At 41.3% G+C, this 564-nt stretch carries 2 protein-coding genes; both read right to left on the bottom strand.

Translation table 11 applies throughout. The annotated features are described in order from the left end of the window. On the bottom strand, window positions 1–343 hold a 343-nt coding region (locus ACRCJ0_RS18840; RefSeq protein WP_431391731.1), incomplete at its 3' end, for a type II toxin-antitoxin system death-on-curing family toxin. Continuing rightward, window positions 340–564, bottom strand: a 225-nt coding sequence (locus ACRCJ0_RS18835; RefSeq protein ID WP_431391730.1) for an AbrB/MazE/SpoVT family DNA-binding domain-containing protein, incomplete at its 5' end; no start/stop codon positions are given. The genes ACRCJ0_RS18835 and ACRCJ0_RS18840, both read right to left, overlap by 4 nt.

Raw genomic sequence — 564 nt, 5'->3', positions numbered from 1 at the left:
GGTCTTTATCTGTAGCAATCGCTACCGTATAGTCTTCTATTTCTTTATTGCTAACGTTTAACGTCACACCGTTTAAACGTAAAAATGTATGAACCGCAACCAATGCGGTCCGCTTATTGGCATTGTGAAAACAGTGTTTCTGAACTAGTTTTTGGTACAATATGGCTGCTTTATCAAACAGAGTCGGATAAAGTTCTTTATCAAATACAGCCTGTTTCGGTAAAGCGACACACATATTCAAAGCGGTTGGCTCCTTTACGCCGATCTGCTCCTCAGGGCTGTAGCGTTGAATCTGCAGCGTATTAATCATAACTAATTCCCGTTCAGTTAAATAACGGATCATCGGCTAACGAGTCCTTCAAGTGCAACATTGTAGTCATCCATCACTGCGTTAACCGTTGCTAAAAAATCGTCTTCTTTTTCGGCAGCTTTACGGATTTCAACGTGACCACCTTTGATAACATATTCAATGGAATCACCCAAGTTTAAGTTGAGTTGCTGTAAGACATCGGGTGGGAGTGTCGTAATCACGCTGTGTCCCGATTTACGTGTACTTCTTTGAAT

It is taken from the genome of Aerococcus sp. L_32 (genome assembly GCF_050689315.1).
Note: the sequence above shows the minus strand (reverse complement) of the source record. Positions and strands in the feature narration are given on the sequence as shown.